Genomic DNA, 20,518 nt, shown 5'->3' with positions numbered 1-20,518 from the left:
AACACCACCGACTACGAGTGCGCTTCTTATCGACCATTGAACTTGTGAATCAACTTGAACAAGAAAAACTCGAAGGTAAAGCGGGACGCATTGCGAACAGGTTAAGCCATACAGACTTGGTTATCTTAGATGAACTTGGTTACTTGCCCTTTAGTCAAACGGGAGGCGCATTACTATTCCACTTGCTAGGCAAACTATATGAGAAAACAAGTGTGATTATCACGACTAACTTAAGCTTTTCAGAGTGGAGCCAAGTCTTCGGTGACGCAAAGATGACAACCGCATTACTTGATCGACTAACGCATCACTGTCACATCATTGAAACAGGTAACGAAAGTTACCGCTACAAAGAATCTACTAATAAACGAATTTAAAACTGGAAATAAAAGAAAAGTTCAGGCCATAATCTGGCCTCTCAGGCGGGTCAAAATTAAGTGCAAAAGCCGGGTCAGTTTTACATGCAAATTAACACTAGTGTTTTTATAGGCTAAACTAACAAGGTCAATAAACTGTAGAGGGCACCTGGATGATCGGTGAGCACAATTACAACCATTACAATATCAATAAGAAATTGGTTCGCGAAAAGATAGCGACGACTGAGCTTCGTGTTGGTATGTATGTTGTAGAATTGGATAGACCTTGGGTTGATACCCCGTTTCTGTTTCAAGGTTTTCTGATTAGCAGTGAAGAAGAGATCGATCAACTGAATGAGTATTGTGAATATGTTTATATAGATGTGACTCAGACAGAAATTACTTATAGGGAAAAACGAAAGAATCGTACTGATGTCAAAAGTCGCCGGATTTATAAAGTACCTGTTGAACGAGAGTTGGCTGTCGCCGTATCTGACTATGACTATGCGAAGAAGACAGTTGATCATGCCCTTAGTGCCCTCCGTCTATCTCAGGAGATAAATACCACTGAGGTAAAAACAGCTGTTAAAAGTTGCGTGAAAAGCGTACTAAAAAACCCTAATGCCATGCTCTGGCTAACTCAGATTAAAGACAAAGATGATTACACGGCAGAACACAGTTTACGTGTATCTATCATGGCTGTTGCACTTGGGCGTGAGCTGGAGCTGCTGGAAAAGGAGCTTGAAGACCTAGGCGTTGCGGCGATGCTGCATGATGTGGGAAAGATTAATATACCCATCGAGGTGCTGAATAAAGAAGGATCCTTAAATTCCGAGGAATATGAACTCGTCAAGGAACATGCGACACATGGTCGCAAGCTGCTGATGTCTAAATCAGACGTGCCTCCGGTCGCGGTTGATGTTGCGTATTGTCATCATGAACATCTCAATGGTAAGGGTTACCCAAGGGGGGTGACTGCTGAAAAGATTCCTTTCTTCGCTAAAATTGTTAGCGTGGTGGATGCTTTCGATGCCATTACCAGTGACCGGGTTTATAGTGATGCACGTTCGACATTGGAAGGTTTGCGTATTCTTTACGATTGTCGTGGCCAGCAGTTTGATGAGGAAATTGTTCGAGCTTTTATTCGCTTAGTAGGAATTTATCCACCGGGGCATATTGTTGAGCTGACCAATGGCGAAGTTGGTATTATCCTATCGTGCCAAAGAAACAATAAGCTTCGCCCCAAACTGATTATTGTCAGGAATACTGAGAAGAAAAGCTGTGCTGAACGGATTGTTGATCTAAGTAATGAGCAAAAAGATCAGCATGGTAAGCCGCTTCGAGTTAAAGAAATATATACAGACGGGGCCTTTGGCGTTCAGCTTAAGGAATACAAGGCCAAAGGCTTAAACTTTGGCCTTGCAGTACAGTAATAAACCTTAAAGCCTGGTACTGAACTTTGAAGGAATGACGAAAGCGCTAACAGTCTTGCGGCAGTCTTAGAAGTTTGTTTTGCGCCCTTAGACGCTTTCTCGGCCATGTTGTGAACCCTTTTACTGCGTTGTGATTGATTTCTTCTGCTACAGCTCATTGCTCCTTTGCAGCACTTAAACCAACTATAAATACATTAAGCGTTTGGGGCTCAGTAAACCAATCATTGAAGATTTATGTTTTACCCTTGAAAGAGCTGCTAAACTTAAGTGAGTTGTGCACCTCACCGAATATTTACTTTTAATACTGAGCCTGAAAAATGAGATCTATTTTAATTGTTGAAGACTCTTCTACCGTTCGTGAAATGGTTACCTTTGTTTTAAAGGATGAACGTTTGAAAATAGTCGAAGCTGAGGATGGCTTGGAAGCGCTCGACTTGGCGAAAAAGCAGAACTTTGACCTAGTGATCACAGACCACAATATGCCTAATATGAAGGGAATTGATTTAGCCATTGCATTGAGGAATATGGAGTCTTACAAAGAAACGCCTATTTTGATGCTAACAACTGAGTCAGACCCTAGGCTGAAAAAAGTAGGTAAAGATACCGGTATAACTGGTTGGATTCTAAAGCCCTTGAGTCCTCAGCGCTTCAAACCAGCCATAGAAAAGCTGTTGGATATTGCCTAAGTCTTAGCAATTCTTGCCATTATGATCGATGATGCTCTTCTCACCCTGGCTTTGTCACCTATTCTCGTTCCGCAGGGAATCTATACTAAAAAAGTGACGCCTAAACTTCCTGAGCCTGAAGGTAGCCGTGAAGGTATTTTAGGTAACGGGGAGCCTTTGCGCATCTTAATTCTAGGTGACTCAGCTGCTGCAGGTGTTGGCGTTGATAGTCAGAACGATGCGCTTTTAGGGCAGCTGGTGTCGAAACTGTCGCAGTACCGCGCTATCGAGTGGCGCCTTTTAGCCGAAACAGGCTTGAAGACATCTGAGATGCTAGAGCGCCTACATGCGCTTGAGGCTTTTAAAACCGATGTTGTCATTACTTCCTTAGGTGTCAATGATATAACCGGCGGGACACGACTGAAACACTGGCTAGAGCAGCAAAGAGAGTTAAAACTGCTGCTTCAAGACAAGTTTCAAGCGCGTCATATCTTCTTGAGCAGTGTACCTCCCATGCATGAATTTCCGGCTCTACCTCAGCCACTTCGCTGGTTTTTGGGGCGTCGTTCTCGTGCAATGAATAGTGCTTTGAACGAACAGGCAGCACTAGATGAGGCTTTAGCTTTTGTTAGTGTTCAGTTTCCTATGCAAAAAGAGTTCTTTGCCAGTGATGGCTTCCATCCCAGTGCGCAGGCTTACCGCTTATGGTCAGAAGCTTTACTTGAGCACTTTAAAGAGCGTTGTTTATTGCCCCAGCGTTGAAGGTATCGTCGAGCAGCATTCCAGGCTGATCATCGCTTTTTTGCGTTCTGCTCCCCAGCGATATTGATTAATCTCCCCCGTACTTCTAATGACCCGGTGACAGGGAATCAAATAGGCAATATTGTTCTTCGCAATGGCTGAAGCGACGGCTCTGGTAGTATTTGGTTGATTGATTTGCTCAGCAACCTGTTGATAAGAGCGCAACTCGCCTTCAGGAATCTTCAGTAAGGCCTCCCATACCAACAGTTGGAAAGGCGTTCCTTTGCAGAGCAAGTTCAACTTGTTCTCGTTTGCTGGTCCAGAGTCGAAAATACGTTTTAGGGTAGTTAATGTGCTCGCTTGGTTTTGCTTTAGTTCAGCATGTGGCCACTCGCGCTTCATCTCAGCCAAACCTTCTGCTTGAAGCTCCAGTGAGTCAAGAAATGCCAATTTGCATAAGCCTCGTTGAGTCAGAGCTAGCAGACAATAACCGAAGGGAGAGGGGTGAAAGCCATAGTCTATTTGAACGCCTTGGCCACCACTTTTATATTCGCCAGGTGTCACGCTTTTACACTGAACCATCAGATCGTGAAGTCGGCCACTCCCGCTTAAGCCGCTGTTGTAAGCGGAATTAGAGACAGAGTGTTGCTTAAGTAAAGCTTTGGCTTTTTGCTTGGTCAGAAATTGTAAGAACTGCTTGGGTGATACCCCCGCCCATTGAGTAAACACACGCTGCAGGTGAAACTCACTCAAGCCAACATATTCGGATACCGCTCTTAAACTGGGTTGCTGACCCTGTTTAGCGTCAAGAAAAGTGATCGCTTGAGCGACTATCTGGTAATGGCGGTGCTGTTCGTCAAACCGTGTCATGGTGCCTTCCTGAAATCTCATAAACTGAAGAGCTTGGTGATAAGTCAGTATAAGAGAAGACGGCAAGGCGTTGCGACCCGATCCTTGCTCATTTTAAGGATTATGCTGGCTGTGTTTTATGTGCCAAGGCCAGAGCAGCGCTTCGGTTTTCAACGCCTAGCTTGCTGTAGATATTCTTTAAATGCCATTTGGTCGTTGATAAAGCAATACCAGACTGTTTACTAATCTCCGCGTTACTTAGGCCAGTGGATAGAAGCTCAAATATTTCGAGTTCCTTGTCGGTCAGCAGGTGAGCTGGTTGAATCAGGTCTTGGAACTTATCACCAGCTGCTACCAAGGTATGAAAAATATCGGTAAAAATGGTGGGCAGGGCCACTCTGGATTCATTAACCGCTTGCTGGAAGAGCAGTTCCAGCCCAGGAGCTTCATCAAATACACTGCGGGAAAAACAGACCAAACCATAACGGCTAATGAGGCGCTTAACCAGACTGATCGCCGCATCAGTGTTACCCTGCCTAAAGGCAATCATGGCGATATTGCAGCGTGCTATCAATACTCGTGAGGTGATATTGTTCCGGTCTAGCAACTGGGCGATATCTTCGAGCAAGTCGCTTGCTTGTTTAAAGCGACCTTTAGATATCAAAAAATATACGGCAGCCAGTGCACCTCTTTCCCGGTGCTCTTCATATTGCCCGGATTTCTGCCAAACTCCTTTATTGATGAACTCATCTAAGTGGTACTTTTCGAAAATGTGCTTACAAACTGAGAAAGAACCGCTACGAAACGCCTGGCGCATTTTTTCGTGAACTACTTGGCTATTAAAGCGCTGATAGTCACCTAAAGATAAAATACGCTCAAGTTGGTCAAGTAAGCGGCTTGCTTTGGACGATTGGTCTTTTATATGAAAAACCCGGGAGCTATATAGATAAACCGTCGCTACTTCTTCCGTTGCGCAGGAGTGGTTAACTAGTGGGATTAATTGCGTGCTCAATTCCAGTGACTTATCCAGCTGATTTTGCTCATATTCTACTACCATCATACCGGTCGCCAGGTTTGCCCATAGCGGGTTTCTGTCACCATGTTTAATAGGCAGAAACACTTCGTTCATCAGTTGAATAGCCTCGACACCCCTGCCTAAATATCGGTCACATAAAATGATGACTAAGCTGGCAAAGCTTTCGAAGAAGTGATGCTGATTCTGGTTCAGGATACTTTTACCCTCATTTGCCAGCCGAAAAGCAGAACTCAAGTTTCCGCTGCACATCAGGGCATAGGCCTCCAGTACCTTTACAAAGCCGAGGATCTCTTGAGGCGCCTCTGCAAGGTTCTTGGCATATTGCGGATCGGGAGCCAGAACTTCCGAGTCACTTTGAAAGAGTTTGAGTAGATAATGAAAGAACTGGTAATGAGATTTTAGCGTGCCCGAGCCCGCTGTAGAGGCGAGCTTAAGTCTCTCGAGGAAATACCCGGCTTGATTGAAGCGTCGGGTAAATGATAAAGCATAAAGTTGATTGATCAGTAATTCAGGGTGCTGTGTAAAGTCTTCACTTGATAAGTTACTTAGGCTGTCTGTGACTCGTTCAAGCTCTCCTTGTTTTATCCAGCCCGCGCAAGCATCTTCTAGAATCTTGAAGTAGAAGCTTTGCTCGGAAGATTGTCTAGCGTGATAGATCGCGCTGTCGAGATCCTTATGCTCAAGGAAGTATTTGGCGACAAGGAAGTGTAAGTGCTTGATATGTTCGGGGCCTTCTTCAATTTCCAGGCGTTTTAGTAAGAAGTCCTGTAGCAACGGGTGGTAACGATACCACCCAGCATTATTAGGCTCTGGCGAAAGAAACAGCTCTTGCATAGTGATTTCTTCAAGACTGGCCGCCGAGTAGTCGATATTCAGTACATTTTCACAAAGATCCTGATTGAAAGATTTGCAAATAGCTGTCGATAGTACAAAGCGTTTAGCGCTAGGAGTGAGCTTATTAAGGACTTCGTGACCAAAATAATTCAGTAATTCGGGCTGACTACCGCTAAAGCTATCTAGTGCAGATTCGCCAACTTTGTCGTAGGCAAGTAGTGCTAGTTTTGTACCGACGAACCAGCCTTCTGTTTGGTCGAGCAAGGTATTGACTCTATTGGGCTGTAGGCTGGAACCGCCAATGGTTTGATTTAATGCGAGCAGGTTTGTTTCATCTAGTTTTAAATCATTGCCATCTATCAACAATACAGATTCTTGCAGCTTTAGTTTTGCAATCGAAAATTGGGGGTGTCGTCTAGATGATAAAACAAATGTGACATGCTTCGGTAATTGGCTGATTAAGCGTTCTAGCGTCTTATGAATATGACTGGCTTTTATGTGGTGAAAGTCATCAAAGACAATCGCTAATGGATGATCAATTTGTGTTAGGGCTTCAATGAAAACCTCAATGATTTGCTCGGGCTTTACTTCGGAGTCATCTTTAAAAAGGTTAAAAAATGAAGCATCCCATAGCGGCGCGATATTTTTCAGGGACTCAAATATTAACGCAAATAATGCGTTGCCCTCATTAAGCTTTGGGGAGGTCTGGAATTGCAAGGTCTGACATTCAGTATGAATGGATTTTTGCCGAGTTACCCATTGATCCAGCAAAACACTCTTTCCGGAACCGGGTGGTGCCACCATGAGAACAAGAGGGTAGCCTAGCCCCTTATCCAATAGTGCTATTAGATCATCTCGCTTGATATGAGTATTCATAGTGCCACCGCTCGTCCTGATTCCTTGTTATTGTTCTGACTCTATATGGCATACATGCGTCTACTAATTAAGACTGCATTATGTCCTTTTCGATCTCAATAGCGCTTTTAAATATTGTGAAATACCACTATTCAAAGTGTGAAATAGGCCATGTTTTATGACTTTTGCTGTAATTGTCGGTAATTTATCTATTAACGTTTGAACTCAGGCTGAAACAGGCTTAAGAGATCGAGTGTACCTTGATTTTTGTATCTCCCCATCCTTTAGGAGGGTGTTAAAGTTTTAACACTATCCTTACCCTGCCGGTTACTTGACAAAAGTTGTCCTCTTTTCCTCAAGCAGGGGTCGAGCGTATCCCCCAATATGCACCTGCTTAGGGAAAGGGTTTTTTGTCAAAGAAAACAAAAATAATGGACGGAGAGACGACACATGATTATTAACTCGGTATGGGTAACCTGGCCGGCCCTGGTCAAATACGGCACACTCGGTGTAGCAGGCGCTGCACTAATAATTGGCTTGGAACGAGGTGAGCTGCTCGAGAACAATATGATCTCGACAGAAGACTTTGAACTAGCAAACGAAGGTATTGTCTGTGATGAGCGAAGCCACACCGCTCGAACAGAAGATGGTACCTGTAATATTCTGGAGAACCCGTCAGAAGGTTCTGTCCATATGCGCTTTGGACGAAACGTCGAGCTTCAAGCCGCCTTTGGTGAAACGGAAGACGGTACCTTGTTGAGCCCTAACCCGCGTGAAGTCAGTAACTCGCTGATGAAGCGTGAGCAATTTAAGCCCGCCACCAGCGTTAACTTTATTGCGGCGTCATGGATTCAATTCATGGTTCACGATTGGGTGAGCCACGGCCCTAATGCGACCGATAACGATATCGAAGTGCCTCTACCATCAGGTGACCCTTTAGGTACGGGTGTTATGTCTGTACAACGTACAACTGCTGATCCGGATCGTAGCGTTGAAGACGATGCTTACTTGCCAGCGACTTACCGTAACCACAATACTCACTGGTGGGATGGCTCACAGCTTTACGGCAGCAACAAAGAAACCAATGATTCTGTTCGTTCATTTGAAGATGGTAAGCTCGCTATTGAAAGTGATGGTACTTTGCCAACAGACTTCTGGAGTGGCGTGCCGGTTACTGGCTTTAGTGACAACTGGTGGCTAGGTCTTAGCATGATGCACCAGCTATTCACCTTGGAGCATAACGCTATTGCTGACAAGCTGAAGGAAAACTATCCAAACGCGACAGATCAGTGGCTATTTGATAAGTCCCGCTTGATCAACTCTGCCTTGATGGCGAAGATTCACACAGTTGAATGGACGCCTGCAATTATCGCCAACCCTGCATTAGAGTTGTCGATGGAAGCAAACTGGTGGGGTATCGCGCGTAATCCTGAAACACGTGATTTGATCCAAAATGTGACGGACGATATCAAAGGTCCTAATTCCTGGCTCATTAACACCATCGCATTATTTGATCCTGAAAAAGCTGAACAGTTAAGCACGCCAGGCGCAATTGACCATATCCTTGGTGGTTTGGTTGGCCAAAGCAAACCAAATAATTATGATGTTCCTTATGTACTGACTGAGGAATTCGTTGCGGTTTATCGTATGCACCCATTACTACGTGATGCGGTAGATATCTACGATATCGGTTCAAATGTTGTTTCTGAGCGTATCAATATTGAAGACACGCGTGATGGCGATGCAGAAGATATTCTCGATAATCAGGGCGGCGATCGTCTATGGTACTCCTTCGGCATTACTCACCCAGGTTCCTTGACGCTAAACAACTATCCTGAGTTTTTGCGTAACCTTTCAATGCCGTTAATTGGCGATATTGACTTGGCAACAATCGATATTATTCGTGACCGTGAGCGTGGTGTACCACGTTACAACGAATTCCGTCGCCAGATTGGTTTGAATCCGATTACCAAGTTTGAGGATTTAACTGAAGACCCTACAACTTTGACTGAATTGAAGCGTGTTTATAACAATGACATTGAGCAGATCGATGCTTTGGTGGGTCAGCTAGCTGAAACAGTGCGTCCTGATGGCTTTGCCTTTGGTGAGACGGCTTTCCAGGTCTTTATCCTGAATGCTTCTCGTCGTTTGATGACAGACCGTTTCTATACTGAAAGCTATACACCTGAAGTGTACACGCAAGAAGGTATCGACTGGGTAGAAAATAACACCATGGTTGACGTGATTCGTCGTCACTTCCCCGAGCTAGAGTTAAGCTTAACGGGTGTAGATAATGCCTTTAAACCATGGGGTTTGAAGATTCCAGATAACTACAAAGAGTGGTCAGCTTGTGATAAAGAGCAGCTCTTATGGACGAACGGTGCAATGCGTACTGAATATGATGCAGGAGAGCGTCCAGGGTTAACTGATGTCGATATTGGTGGCCTGATTAATACGGTACTTTGGGAAAAAGTAAATCGTAAGGACGATGTCGCGCCACTCGGTTATGAAAAGCCAATCCATGCTCACGCAGCTATGGCGACCACTACTTTTGAACCTGCTTCTGGCCACCCTTATACAGGTGTCTTCAAAGGTGCAGAGTGTGGCTTATTGCGCCTGTCAGTCACGGGTGACCCAAATGACCGTGGCTTTGCTCCAGGCTTAGCATGGAAAGTGTTCGTTGACGGTAGAAACTCACGCAATGTCTCGGCGTTATACACCTTATCAGGCCAAGGTGGTAACCATGATTTCTTTGCAAATGAGTTGTCGCAGTACGTTGACAAGGAAGTGAACGAAACTTTGGGTACCACAGCCTTGTTCTCACTAGTTTCGACTAAGCCAACCACGCTTTCTGTAGAGAAGATGGCGAAGGTTCGCGCAGATGGCACCAAAGAAAGCAGCGTTGTTACGCCGACGCAGGTTTACTTTGTTCCGCGCCCAGAAGTGAAGGGCTTGTTCTCAAGTGCTTCTCATGACTTCCGTGACGACTTGGAAAGCTTACCAGAAGGTACGCCTATCTATGACGTCTACGCAACGAGCGAGAAAATTCGCACTTCTATCTTCCCGTATTTTCATAAGAAGTATGCGAAATCTCGTCGTGATAGTGCTAAGAAAGTTGGTACGATTCGCCTAAGTTCTGAGTTTATCAGCTCGGCCTTTGGTGACGGTGGTGTTTTCTTCAACCACCAGCGTGTAGAGGATCAATAAGTAAGGATTTCAACTTAGCCTAACCCTTGTATTTATCAATCTGTACTTTGGTAAATAACATATTGGCTGTTCTAGAGCAGGCGGATCAGTCAAAATGAAGGGAGTTGTGCCCCGGAGTCTTTCGAGACTTCGGGGCTTTTTTTATACTTCTAGTCTGAGAAGCCCTACTGAAGGAGGGGAGTGCTTGGTTGGTCTGACGCTGTCACCTACCACTTTGCAGTGGCCAGTAATTGAGTTAATGCCTGCAGACCTTTGCCTTTATTGCTGAGTTTCCATGCCATAAAGCATTCATGATTATTTACCTTAGCAAGCTTAAGCTCCTTCAGCTTGCCACTCTCAATGGCTTGGTGAATACGTTTTCGCGGCAAGTGACCAATACCTATACCTGCTAATATGGCTTCGACCTTTTGATCCATGGTTTGTACATAAAAGGTTTTCCCTGCATCTGTGAGCCCGGCGCTGCGCGACACCTCCAGTATTGAGGTGTCATGGGTAACAACGCGTCTTAACTTAGGCAGTATTTCGGTGAGCCTCTGTGTATCTAAGGCGAGTTCAGCAAGTTGATGGGACGTGGCAATAACCGGTATTAGGTCGGTGTCTGTTAGTGGAATTGCGCGGAAGCCTTTTTGTAATGGTACCGGTCCTGGCGCGCCGACAAGGAGTTCTACGCGGTCTTGCTCAAGTGCTTCCCAGCCGCCGTTAAGTACGCACTCAATTAGATCAACTTCTACATTTTCGTGTTCGGCCAGAAAGTCAGACAGCACATCATATAGTACAGGTTGATTCAGCGTGGACTCCATCGCGATTCGTATTTTCGGCTCCCAACCCGTGGCAACTTCTTTTGCTGAATTAGCCAGCTGAGAAGTCGCCATCAGAATCTTTCGCCCTTCTTGCAAAATTCGCTGCCCTGCGGGGGTTAATACCGAGCGTCGACCTTGACGCTGAAACAAAGTGATACCCAATTGTTCTTCGAGCTTCTGAATAGCATAAGAAACGGCCGAGGTGGCTTTGTTCAATTCTTCAGATGCTTTTGCATAGCTTCCTCGTCTATCTATCGCATCTAAGGTTTCTAAGGCTTCAATAGTGATCGGGTTTCTAATCATTACGGTTCCATAAAGATTGTTCTAATTATTAGATCATTCTAAACAGATATTGGCGCTTATTGGAAGTTCTTCAGCGCGATACACTTATTTCATCAAATCAAAACACAGAGGAAACACGCCATGAAAGCACTATTCAACAAAATCAGCACAACGACTGCGGGCCTAGACACGCTACCTATCCGAATTGGCGCGGGCATCACATTCGCCGCACACGGCAGTCAGAAACTATTTGGCTGGTTTGGTGGCTATGGATTGGATGGAACGGCGGGTTGGATGGAGTCGATTGGATTATCGCCCGGTATCTTGATGGCAGGGCTTGCAGGGAGTGCCGAATTCTTCGCCGGTTTATTGCTGATAGTTGGCTTTTTGGTTCGTCCAGCGGCCTTGGTACTGGCAATCACTATGATTGTGGCGATTGTCACGGCTCACATTGAAAATGGATTTTTTATGGCAACTAACGGTTATGAGTTTGCGCTCGCATTACTGGTTATCAGCGCAACCTTAACGATTAGAGGTGCAGGTAGTTTGAGTATTGATAAGGCACTTTTATCGTACAAGACTGTTTAGCCAACACGTTGATTAATCAGATTCAGATAGTTAAGTGCGACTCAAAACATCGCACTTTGATAATCGTTATTGAGGTACAAGGTCATGGGCTTAATACAAGATGGGAAATGGGTTGATCAGTGGTATGACACGAGCGATAGCGGAGGTGAGTTTCGTCGCCAAGATAGTCGCTTCAGAAGTTGGTTGACCGCCGATGGTCAACCTGGCCCGCAGGGTGAGAAGGGGTTTAAGGCAGAGAAAGGCCGCTACCATTTGTATGTTTCGTTGGCGTGCCCATGGGCTCATCGCACGTTGATTTTTCGCCAGCTGAAGAATCTACAAGATTATATCGATGTGACGGTAGTCGACCCGATAATGTTAGAAAACGGTTGGGAAGTTACCGACCCGCTGTACGGTTTTCAATACGCTTACCAGCTTTACATGCGCGCTGATAGCCAATACGAGGGGCGGGTTACGGTACCGGTTTTATGGGATAAACAGACCCAAACGATTGTCAGTAATGAGTCGTCTGAAATTATTCGCATGTTTAACTCAGCCTTTAATCACCTAACTGGCAATACTGATGACTATTATCCAGAGGGCTTGCGTGAGTCGATTGATATGATTAACGAGCGAATTTATGACTGCATTAATAACGGTGTTTATCGTGCAGGTTTTGCGACGACGCAAGAAGCCTATGAAGACGCTTACCATCAATTATTTGATGCCCTAGATTGGGTAGAAGGCGTACTGTCTAAGCAGCGTTATCTGTGTGGATCAACACTAACCGAAGCTGACTGGCGTCTATTTACGACACTGATTCGATTCGACGCTGTTTATTTTGGACACTTTAAAACCAATAGACAACTGATAGCGAGTTACCCCGCGATGAGTTCTTATGTTCGCGAGCTGTATCAAGTGCCAGGGGTGGCCCAGACAGTGAATTTTGAGCATATCAAAACCCACTATTACGCCAGTCACCTTACGATCAATCCGACGGGGGTCATTCCTTTAGGGCCTGAACAAGATTTCGATTTACCCCATGATCGAGACCAGTTGGAAAAAGCTAACTAACGATCTCAGTCACTATTTTCATCAAAAGTAAGGAGTTGTCATGCTTTATTATCGAGCTGCTGACGAACGAGGTAAGGCCAACTTTTCTTGGTTAAATAGCCAACATAGCTTTTCGTTTGGTCACTATTACGACGCCGATCACATGGGAGTTTCGGTACTGAGAGTCATCAATGATGATGAGGTTTCCCCCGGTGCGGGTTTTGATAATCATGGTCATCGAGATATGGAAATTATTTCTTATATATTGGAGGGGGCTATCGAGCACAGAGATAGCACAGGAAATCACTTTATAGTGCCTGAGGGAGAGGTTCAGCGTATGAGCGCAGGGTCAGGGATTATGCACTCTGAATTTAACGCATCTAAAACCGAAGCATTGAAGTTTTTGCAAATTTGGATCAGTCCAAATGTAAAACTCATTGAACCTAGTTACGAGCAAATGCCCATCTTACAGTCTTCGACACTGACAGCTTTGGTAACGCCAGATGGAAGCAACGGTAGCCTAAGTATTCACCAGGATGTGAGCCTTTTTCGCTTGCAGCTAAACGCCGGAGAACGCTACGAATTGACGGCTCAAGCGCGAGTGGGTTATTTGCATGTAATTGAGGGGGAGGGACTTGGCGTTACATCGACTGACAAGCTTGAATTAAAGCCAGGTGATGGTCTAGGTATTATAAAAGATCAGCTATCTATTACGGCCAAAGATGAAGGCTTGACTGCTCTTTGGTTTGACCTCCCGCCAAGATAATTGCTTGTAATATAACGCGAGAAAACATTCTGATGAATGCAACTGATGACCTAAGCCTATTATTGCTTGACCCGCTATTTTGGGGGCTAGCCGTGGTTGGCGTGTTAATAACGGGGATCTCAAAATCTGGTTTTGCCGGAGGAGCGGGTGTTATCGCGGTACCATTACTATCGTTCGTGATGCCCGTGCCGGTTGCCGCTATTTTAATGTTGCCGCTTCTCATTGTGATGGACGCAAAGACGATGCACTATTATTGGCGCAGCGTGAACTGGCAAGAAATAAAAGTGATCGGCCCCGCGGCACTGGTCGGCATCATCGCGGGTGGCTATTTATTGGGTGGATTGTCCAGTAGCTTGTTACAGTCTTTGCTTGGTTTATTTTGCATTGCATTCGCGCTGTGGAAACAGTTGAGCCCCGTTTTGGCTCACCTGCCCTATGCAGGTCTTTTTTGGGCGACCTTGTCTGGTTTAACCAGCACATTGCTACACGCAGGTGGTCCACCGATTAATATTTATTTGGCCACGATACGATTACCCAAGCGCACGTGGTTGGCAAGCGCTGCCATGTTTTTTGCGATGATGAATCTGGTTAAAATCGTTCCGTATGCCTTAGCCGCCCAGTCACAGAGTGGTTTTTCTGTGTCGTCGTTGTTGATTATCGACATAATTTTGTTACCGGCTTGCTTACTTGGTTCGACTTTAGGACATCGCTTGCATACAAAAATGAGTGAAGCCCATTTCATGTCTGCGTGTAAGGGTTTGTTATTTCTGTCAGGGCTTGGCTTACTCATTAGTGTGGCGCTCTAAAGCCTTTTGGTTCTAGTGTTTTAAAGATAAGGCATGGCTCTACATAAGCATTTTCCCTATAATCTCCCCCTTCTTTGCACCGCCTGACTATTAAGCACTATGAGCAACAGACCTGATACAGACAACTACCTCGAACTTTTCCTGAATGATATTCCGCTAATGGATGTTCGAGCACCGGTTGAGTTCGATAAAGGTGCCTTTCCAAATACCCTCAACGCACCCTTAATGGATGATGAAGAACGGCGTTTGATTGGTATTCGTTATAAAGAATCAGGCCAGGATAGTGCCATTGAACTAGGACACGAGCTGGTATGTGGCGAAAATAAAGCCCAAAAGCTTGAGGCCTGGTTGGCTTTTGCTAAACAGAACCCCCAGGGCTATTTGTATTGCTTTCGGGGTGGTTTGCGATCAAGAACCACACAAGGCTGGATTAAAGACGTAGGTGTGGATTACCCCTTGATAAAAGGCGGCTACAAAGCCATGCGTCGTTTTCTGATTGACGAAATGGAAACGCAAATCAGCGAGCTGGACTTCACCGTTATTAGTGGCCGAACGGGCACCGGTAAAACACGCGTTTTGAAGCAGTTCAATAATTACGTCGATCTAGAAGGCTTGGCTCATCATCGTGGTTCTAGCTTTGGTCGAATGTTGACCCCTCAACCTAGCCAAATAGATTTTGAAAACAAACTATCCATCGCCCTATTAAAAGCGCGCCATCAAAATAGCGGCACGGTATTTCTGGAAGACGAAAGTCGTTTGATTGGCCGGTGTGCTTTGCCTTTGACTTTGAAAGACCGCATGTCTGCTTGCCCTTTAATTGTCTTAGAAACGCCTTTGGAAGAACGAATCGATGTAGTGCTTCAAGACTATGTGATTGATATGACCGAAGCCTACTTAAGCCGGGACGGTGAAGAGCAGGGCATTGAGAATTTCTCTAACTATCTGTTTGAGAGTTTAGGGAGAATAGAACGCCGCTTGGGTAGCGAGCGAAAGAATCATCTACAGCAAATGATGGCACGAGCGATCAAACAACAATTTTCTGCTTCAGAATCTGATGAGGCTTACGGCCTTCACCGGGAGTGGATCGAACATTTACTAAAAGATTACTACGACCCAATGTACGATTATCAGCTCTCAAAGAAGGCTGAAAGAATTGTATTGCGGGGAAGCAAAGACGCACTATTGGAGCACTACTCAAAATGAAATTATTCAGTACCTTGATCATATTGTTTAGCCTAGCGGTGAGCGCGCAGGCGAAAGATTTTACCTTTACCGCCATCCCTGATCAGGACAGCACCCAGCTTGAGCAGCGCTTTGGTGCAGTGTCTGAGTACTTAGGGAAGGCCTTAGGCATTGAGGTACGTTATGTGCCGGTTAAGTCTTATGCGGCTGCAGTGACAGCATTTCGAAATGATCAGGTTCAATTAGCCTGGTTTGGTGGTTTGTCGGGTGTGCAGGCGCGCTTATTAGTGCCAGGCTCCCAAGCGATCGCACAGGGAGATGAAGACCGCTTCTTCAAGACTTACTTTATTGCGCATCATTCTACAGGTTTAAAAAAGAGTGATGAATTCCCAAAAGGTATTGCTAACAAGACACTGACCTTTGGTTCAAAAGGTTCAACATCGGGTCGCTTGATGCCTGAGTTTTATATCCGTCAACACCTTAATGATGCGCCTGATGCGTTGTTCAAACGTATAGGTTTTAGTGGTAATCACTCACGCACAGCCGCTTTGGTTAACTCAGGTGCCTACGAAATTGGTGTGTTGAGCTACAAGGTTTGGGAAAAAGAGCTAGCCGCAGGTAAGATTGATCCAAAAAAGGTTCAGGTTATTTGGGAAACACCTCAGTACCAGGATTACCAGTGGAGCATACGCGGTGATGTGGACGCGCATTGGGGTGAAGGTTTTGGTGGAAAGATTAAACAAGCCTTGTTGAATATGAAAGACCCTGACTTGCTAGCGCGTTTTCCTCGTAAAGCCTTTATTGAAGCGAAGAACGAAGATTATCAGGCAATTTTGGATACCGCTAAAAGCATTGGTTTGATTGACTAATATGCTTGATACGGGGGCACCGACAAAAACCATATTTCATCTCTCCAAGCAGGATTTAGCGTGGCAAGGTAATACCGTGCTGCGTGACTTGGAGATAGAAATTAAGGCCGGTGAAAAAGTCGCACTGCTTGGCAAGAGTGGTGCAGGTAAAAGTACTTTACTCAAAGCACTATACCAGCTGCGCCCCGATGATATTGCCTTCTGTCAGCAGGCGCCGGCTTTGGTCCCCAGTTTATCTTTGTTCCATAACATTTATATGGGGCAGTTGGATAAGCACAATTTTCTCTATAACGCTTTGAATTTGTTTTTTCCTCAGAAGGCGGTTCAAAAAAAGGTAGCCTTGCTTGCACAATCTTTAGGTTTACAAGAACACTTGAAAGCGCGTGCCGAGACCTTATCTGGCGGTCAGCAACAGCGTGCAGCATTAGCTCGAACGCTGATCCAGGAACGGGATATTTTTCTCGGCGACGAGCCGGTTTCTGCGGTGGATGAGCTACAAGCCGAGCGCTTGATCGCTAAGATCATCTCTTCTCACCAGAGCGTTGTTTTAGCACTCCATAATACCGAACTGGCCGTGAAATACTGCGATCGTATCATCGGCTTGAAAGGCGGTGAGTTAGCGATAGATTGCCAAGTTGCCGAACTGGACTCAGATAAGCTTCGTCAAATCTATTCCGATTTCGAGACCCAGCAGCCCACCGGCGAACATGATAATACGCCGGTGCCTAAGCATCCTGACTTAAAGCTCTGTCGTTAAGCTATGTGGACGCTTAATCGAGTCAGCTCCGGCTTTTTGTTTCTGGCGCTTATTTGCCTTTGTTTTGCCGACCTTGAAATCATTACAGCAGACCCTTGGGGAGAGCTAGGTCGTATTGCTCAGGGTTTTGTCAGCCCGTCTTTTTTCTCTTGGTATGAATTGCTGGTCAGCTTGCTGAACACCTTGGCTTTTGCCTTGGTCGGTGTGGCGATCTCTTCTGTATTCGGCTTGCTGTTGGCGCAATGTTTTCAGCATCGTTTGGTCCGTATTGGCTGTGCCTTTATCCGTTCAATTCATGAAATTTTTTGGGCTTTGCTGTTTTTGCAGTTCTTTGGCTTGTCGACGCTGACTGGCTTGTTGGCGATTATCATTCCTTTTTCTGGCATCTTCGCCAAGGTCTATGCCGAGATTTTGGAAGAAAGCGATCGTGCGCCGAATGATGCCCTGACCCACCAGGCACAAGGCTCGTTTTCGGCTTTTCTTTACGCGCGCTTGGCGCAGGCTTGGCCGCAAGTCGTGTCGTATACGCGTTATCGTTTGGAGTGCGGTATTCGAAGCAGCGCGATACTTGGTTTTATCGGCTTGCCTACGCTGGGCTTTCATCTCGAAAGCTTCTTCAGTGAAGGCGAGTACGATCAGGCCGCGGCAGTGCTCTATGTCTTCTTTTTTGTCATCGCCAGCTTAAGATTCTGGAGTCATCGTCGTAGCTTATTGCTGCTATTGCTAGTCGCGGTGGTGTGGTTATCGACTCAATTGAATTTATACCTGAGTACACAGACCGATCTGATATGGCGCTTTTTAAGCTACGATATCCTGCCTGAACCCTTAAAAGGGGCTGAAACTCTTTGGCAGCTAGAGGCTTGGTATGCGACATGGGACTGGGCTAGCTTTCTGATACAGCAGCAGGTGGCCGAAGGCGTTTGGAATACCTTATTACTGACCATGATTTCATTGGTGGGCAGTGGCATCTTAGCCTTAGTCATGTACCCCTTTATTTCACCCTTATTTTTGAACAAAGGCAGCCGTTATCTGTCACACTTCTTGTTAGTCGTTTTGCGCTCTATACCTGAGCTGATGTTGGTGTTTGTTTTACTGATTATGATGGGTCCCTCGATGGTGCCCGCGATCGTGGCTTTGAGCTTGCACAATGGTGCGATTATCGCGCATTTGATTGGCAACGCATCACGCAACCTTAAGCTAAGACAAGACGCCCCGAAAGGCATTAATCTATATTCCTACGAAGTCACGCCCAGATTATATCGGCCCTTTTTGGCCTTTTTGTTTTACCGCTGGGAGGTGATTCTACGAGAGAGTGCCATACTGGGAATTCTCGGCGTGCATACCTTGGGTTTTTACGTCGACTCGGCCTTCGAAGAGTTGCGCTTTGATCGCGCCTTGTTTTTAATTTTAGTGACGGCATTGCTGAATATTCTTGTCGATACCTTATCACGCGGTATTAGGCGAAAGCTGCGGCTCAATGCCTTGCCGGATATGCGTTAGTGTAAGAGGAACAGTCCCGTTATAGGGTGCGCCGTGCGCACTGGCGGAGTAGTGGCATTCAAGCTTATATTTAACAAATAACAATGACTGTAGGCAGAGGGTTCTATCCCTCGCTCGATCAACCTCGTGCTAGCCTTCATGCGAGCCGTGGAAGGCTCTGCCTACAGGTTTAGGGCACTAAAGAGGGAGCGATAACGAATGATTACCATTGATTACCGCCTCTCTTAAAGAGCTGGATTAGGAATAAACGTGAAAAAAAATGAGACAAATACTGATACACCCATTAGCCAAGACTTGGTGTTAATCGGTGGTGGCCATGCCCACGCTATTGCTCTGAGCATGTTGGCCAAGCGTCACCTACCTGGTGTGCGCATTACCCTGATTTCCAATTCAGTACTCACACCTTACTCAGGTATGCTGCCTGGCTTGATTGCCGGGAACTACGAGCATGAAGACGTGCATATCGACCTGGGCGCAGCGTGTCGAAGTTTTGGGGTGCGCTTTATTGAAGATAGCGTGACAGGCCTCGATCTTGAAGCGAAAACCATCTTCTGTCAGCAGCATCCGCCGTTTTCGTACGACGTATTGTCGATAGATATAGGCTCTTCTCCAGACTTAAAAAACATACCAGGCACTAAAGAGTTTAGCGTTGGTGTGAAACCTGTTGATCGCTTTCTCGCTCTCTGGCATGACTTGCAGCAATCCCTACTGAGTAAGGAACTCACTTCGCCGGTAGATATTGGTATTGTCGGCGGTGGTGCCAGTGGTGTTGAAGTTGCGCTAGCGATGCAGCACAAACTTAAGTGTGCGCTAAAATACCGAAAGACGAGCTTTGAGCAACTTCGCTTTCACGTGGTCTCGGGGAGTGACACGATACTGCCCAGCCACAATGCCAAAGTGCAGCAGCGCTACCAAAAGGTATTGGATAAACGTGGGGTGCAGGTTCATCATGATTTTCGCGTGTCTAAAGTTGAAGAAGGGTGCTTGGTCGATGCGCGAGACGCTGAAAACCCGAGGGAACTAAGCTTAGACAAGATTATTTGGGCAATATCGGCGTCAGCCCCTGAATGGCCGAAAGCCGCTGGTTTAGCCTGTAGTGAGCGGGGCTTTATAGAAGTGGATGCTTGTTTGCAGTCAGTTTCTCATCCTAATGTTTTTGCCTCGGGTGATATTGCTGATGTGCTGGATCACCCACGGCCTAAAGCCGGTGTATTTGCTGTGCGCCAGGGTAAACCCTTGGCTGATAATCTTGAAAAAGCCCTACGTGGTGAGCCATTAAAAGCCTTTGTCCCTCAGAGCAAGTTCCTGAGTTTAGTGAGTACTGGCGACAAAGCTGCAATTGCCTCTAGAGGTGACTGGGCAATGTCGGGCGCATGGGTATGGCACTGGAAAGATTCAATCGACCGTAAATTTATGCGCCGCTTTAGTGAACTTGCCAAGCCGATGATCCCCGCTGAAAATGCGAGTGTGGATGCTGAGCCGATGAGTATGCGTTGTGGCGGTTGCGGTGCCAAAGTGGGGCAGCCTATTTTAAATCGCGTGATTGCCCAGCTTTCAACACGTTATGAGGATAAGGCGAAGGTAGCACTGTCCCAGCCGGATGATGCCGCCGTTTTGGCCATTCCTGCCGATAAATTATTAGTCCAGTCTGTCGATGCTTTTCGACGTTTCATCGATGATGACTACCTCTTTGGCCAGATTGCCGCGAACCATGCCTTGGGTGATATTTTTGCCATGGGAGCAACGCCCCATAGCGCCCAAGCTTTAGTGACCTTACCTTTTGCGAGTGAAGAAAAAGTTGAGCAGCAATTGCTTCATCTGATGCTTGGCGCGAGCAAGGTTTTTGATGCGTGTGAGATGCCCATTGTTGGGGGGCATACTGCAGAAGGTGCTGAACTAAGCCTTGGCTTTACCATTAATGGTCTAACCGATGAAAACCAGCTTCTAACCAAGGCTGGGCTTC

The 20,518-nt window shown here is 46.0% G+C and carries 17 protein-coding genes; 14 read left to right on the top strand and 3 right to left on the bottom strand.

The features are described from left to right. The 4 genes from A3729_RS03625 to A3729_RS03610 all read left to right on the top strand — a co-directional run. Positions 1-374, top strand: a 374-nt coding sequence (locus tag A3729_RS03625; RefSeq protein ID WP_197475527.1) for an ATP-binding protein, incomplete at its 5' end; no start/stop codon positions are given. A gap of 152 nt (positions 375-526) precedes the next feature. Continuing rightward, on the top strand, positions 527-1,786 hold the full coding sequence (locus A3729_RS03620; protein WP_068553598.1) for an HD-GYP domain-containing protein: 1,260 nt from the start codon (positions 527-529) through the stop codon (positions 1,784-1,786). Between the two features lie 317 nt (positions 1,787-2,103). Then, complete coding sequence (locus tag A3729_RS03615; protein WP_068508062.1) at positions 2,104-2,472, top strand: response regulator; 369 nt, start codon at positions 2,104-2,106, stop codon at positions 2,470-2,472. Between the two features lie 21 nt (positions 2,473-2,493). Further along, a complete protein-coding gene (locus tag A3729_RS03610; RefSeq protein WP_068513558.1) occupies positions 2,494-3,213 on the top strand; it encodes an SGNH/GDSL hydrolase family protein in 720 nt (239 codons plus the stop codon). On the opposite strand, the gene A3729_RS03605 is transcribed toward A3729_RS03610, so the two are convergent. Together A3729_RS03605 and A3729_RS03600 are read right to left on the bottom strand one after the other, a co-directional pair. Next, positions 3,196-4,062 (bottom strand): methylated-DNA--[protein]-cysteine S-methyltransferase, encoded by an 867-nt coding sequence (locus A3729_RS03605; RefSeq protein WP_068568077.1) that lies wholly within the window; start codon positions 4,060-4,062, stop codon positions 3,196-3,198. The genes A3729_RS03610 and A3729_RS03605 overlap by 18 nt on opposite strands. 100 nt (positions 4,063-4,162) lie before the next feature. After that, complete coding sequence (locus A3729_RS03600; protein WP_068633186.1) at positions 4,163-6,787, bottom strand: LuxR C-terminal-related transcriptional regulator; 2,625 nt, start codon at positions 6,785-6,787, stop codon at positions 4,163-4,165. 429 nt (positions 6,788-7,216) lie between these two features. Here A3729_RS03600 and A3729_RS03595 point away from each other — a divergent pair, with 429 nt between their 5' ends. Further along, complete coding sequence (locus A3729_RS03595) at positions 7,217-9,973, top strand: peroxidase family protein (RefSeq protein WP_068633184.1); 2,757 nt, start codon at positions 7,217-7,219, stop codon at positions 9,971-9,973. Positions 9,974-10,179: 206 nt separating this feature from the next. Here A3729_RS03595 and A3729_RS03590 read toward each other — a convergent pair whose 3' ends face one another. Beyond that, positions 10,180-11,076: a LysR family transcriptional regulator gene (locus A3729_RS03590; RefSeq protein ID WP_068633181.1), complete on the bottom strand. Its 897-nt coding sequence runs from the start codon at positions 11,074-11,076 to the stop codon at positions 10,180-10,182. A 120-nt stretch (positions 11,077-11,196) separates the two neighbouring features. Here A3729_RS03590 and A3729_RS03585 point away from each other — a divergent pair, with 120 nt between their 5' ends. The 9 genes from A3729_RS03585 to selD form a co-directional block, all read left to right on the top strand. After that, positions 11,197-11,643, top strand: coding sequence for a DoxX family protein (locus A3729_RS03585; protein WP_068509720.1), 447 nt, complete (start codon positions 11,197-11,199; stop codon positions 11,641-11,643). Positions 11,644-11,727: 84 nt separating this feature from the next. Then, complete coding sequence (locus tag A3729_RS03580) at positions 11,728-12,696, top strand: glutathione S-transferase family protein (protein ID WP_068513575.1); 969 nt, start codon at positions 11,728-11,730, stop codon at positions 12,694-12,696. A 40-nt stretch (positions 12,697-12,736) separates the two neighbouring features. After that, positions 12,737-13,441, top strand: a complete 705-nt coding sequence (locus tag A3729_RS03575) for a pirin-like bicupin family protein (RefSeq protein WP_068513578.1) — start codon at positions 12,737-12,739, stop codon at positions 13,439-13,441. Between the two features lie 32 nt (positions 13,442-13,473). Continuing rightward, positions 13,474-14,247, top strand: a complete 774-nt coding sequence (locus tag A3729_RS03570) for a sulfite exporter TauE/SafE family protein (protein ID WP_068633179.1) — start codon at positions 13,474-13,476, stop codon at positions 14,245-14,247. Between the two features lie 99 nt (positions 14,248-14,346). After that, positions 14,347-15,450, top strand: coding sequence for a tRNA 2-selenouridine(34) synthase MnmH (mnmH, locus tag A3729_RS03565; RefSeq protein WP_068553334.1), 1,104 nt, complete (start codon positions 14,347-14,349; stop codon positions 15,448-15,450). Beyond that, positions 15,447-16,298, top strand: a complete 852-nt coding sequence (locus A3729_RS03560; RefSeq protein ID WP_068513588.1) for a putative selenate ABC transporter substrate-binding protein — start codon at positions 15,447-15,449, stop codon at positions 16,296-16,298. Before mnmH ends, A3729_RS03560 begins: the two co-directional genes overlap by 4 nt. 1 nt (position 16,299) lies before the next feature. Continuing rightward, positions 16,300-17,055, top strand: a complete 756-nt coding sequence (locus tag A3729_RS03555; protein ID WP_068633176.1) for an ATP-binding cassette domain-containing protein — start codon at positions 16,300-16,302, stop codon at positions 17,053-17,055. 3 nt (positions 17,056-17,058) lie between these two features. Then, entirely contained in the window at positions 17,059-18,555 is a 1,497-nt protein-coding gene (locus tag A3729_RS03550; RefSeq protein WP_068513593.1) for an ABC transporter permease, read from the top strand. A 249-nt stretch (positions 18,556-18,804) separates the two neighbouring features. Then, positions 18,805-20,518 (top strand): selenide, water dikinase SelD (gene selD / locus A3729_RS03545; RefSeq protein ID WP_068633175.1); only part of this gene is annotated, 1,714 nt, incomplete at its 3' end.

This window comes from Oleiphilus sp. HI0043 (assembly GCF_001634935.1).
Note: the sequence above shows the minus strand (reverse complement) of the source record. Positions and strands in the feature narration are given on the sequence as shown.